This is a genomic window from Hydrogenophaga sp. (assembly GCF_051007235.1).
GTDB lineage: Bacteria > Pseudomonadota > Gammaproteobacteria > Burkholderiales > Burkholderiaceae_C > Hydrogenophaga.
Genome location: NZ_JBPCSJ010000510.1, coordinates 1 through 1,552, shown reverse-complemented (window position 1 = coordinate 1,552; position 1,552 = coordinate 1). Strand labels below are relative to the sequence as shown.

The 1,552-nt window shown below is 70.0% G+C and carries 2 protein-coding genes; both read left to right on the top strand.

Going from position 1 to position 1,552, the window contains the following annotated elements:
• A partial coding sequence (locus tag ACR2JA_RS17950; protein WP_434010435.1) for a Bcr/CflA family efflux MFS transporter occupies positions 1-1,126 on the top strand: 1,126 nt, incomplete at its 5' end.
• A partial coding sequence (miaA, locus tag ACR2JA_RS17945) for a tRNA (adenosine(37)-N6)-dimethylallyltransferase MiaA (RefSeq protein ID WP_434010434.1) occupies positions 1,123-1,552 on the top strand: 430 nt, incomplete at its 3' end. The genes ACR2JA_RS17950 and miaA, both read left to right, overlap by 4 nt.

The window sequence follows — 1,552 nt, the reverse complement described above, 5'->3', positions numbered from 1 at the left end:
CGGTGCCAGCCTGTCCCAGGCCCAGCTCACGCTCACCGCGCTGCTGCTCTCGTTTGGCATGTCGCAACTGGTGTGGGGCCCGCTGTCCGACCGCTTCGGCCGCCGCCCGGTGCTGCTGTGGGGCACGCTGCTGTATGTGCTGGCGTCGGTGGCCTGCGCCTTCGTGGTGTCGATGGAGCAGCTGATCGCGCTGCGCGCGCTGCAAGGCGTGGCCATGGGCGCGGGCGTGATGTGTGCTCGCGCGGTGGTGCGCGACCTGTACGCCCCCAGCGAGGGCGCGCGCATTATGTCCAAAGGCCTGACCGGTCTGGGCGTGATCGCCTGTGCCAGCGCGCCGGTGGGCGGCCTCCTGTCCGAGCACTTCGGCTTTCGCGTGACGCTGCTGGCGCTGGCGGTGTTTGGCGCCATCGCGCTGGCGGTGGTGGCGCTGCGGTTCGAAGAGACCCTGGCGCAGAAAAACCCGCGCGCGCTGGAGCCGTTGACGCTGCTGCGCACCTGGGGCCAGATCGTGCGCAACCCCACCTTCTGGGCCTTCACCCTGCTCGCCACCACGTCCTACGCCGGGCTGTTCACCTTCCTGGCGGCGGGCTCCTTCGTGTTCATCGGCGTGCTCGGCCTGTCCAAGCCGGCCTATGGCCTGACCATGCTGACGATGTCGCTGTCGTACATCGTGGGCACCTTCATCTGCCGCCGTCTGCTGCCGCGTTTTGGCGTGCGCAAGACGGTTGCCATCGCCGGCGCCTGCACGCTCACGGCCGGCACCACCATGGGGGTGCTGGCACTGATGGGGGTGCAAAGTGTGCCGGCCATCATGCTGCCCTTCTACCTGTTCATGCTCGGCCACGGCGTGCACCAGCCCTGCGGCCAGAGCGGCTCGGTCGGCCCCTTTCCGCAGGCCGCCGGGGCTGCATCAGCGCTCAGCGGTTTCCTGATGATGCTCATGGCCTTTGGCATGGGCGGCTGGCTCGGCAAGAGCCTGGCCGCGAACCCGGGCAGCGTGCTGCCGCTGACCAGCGGCATCTGGTTCTGGAGCGTGGCGATCGCCGTCACCGCCTGGACGCTGGTGCAATGGCACGGTGAGCCCAAAGCCCCGCCTGTGCGCGTGACCACCGAATCGGCCGCATGACGCGCGTGCTCGCCATCGCCGGCCCGACCGCGAGCGGCAAGAGCGCCGCATCGCTCGCCATGGCCGAGCGCTGGCCGGTGGAGATCATCAGCGTCGACTCGGCCCTGGTCTACCGCAGCATGGACATCGGCACCGCCAAGCCCTCGCGCGACGAACTGGCGCAGGTGCCGCACCACCTGATCGACACCACCGACCCGCTGGACGCCTACAGCGCCGCCGAGTTCGTGCGCGATGCGCAGCGGCTCATCGGCGAGATCGCCGCGCGCGGCCGCACCCCCCTGATGGTGGGCGGCACCATGCTGTATTTCAAGGCGCTGATGCAGGGCCTGAACGACATGCCACCGGCCGACGCCGCGGTGCGGGCCGACATCGAGGCCAAGGCCGCCCAGCTCGGCTGGCCAGCGATGCACGCGGCGCTGGCACAGA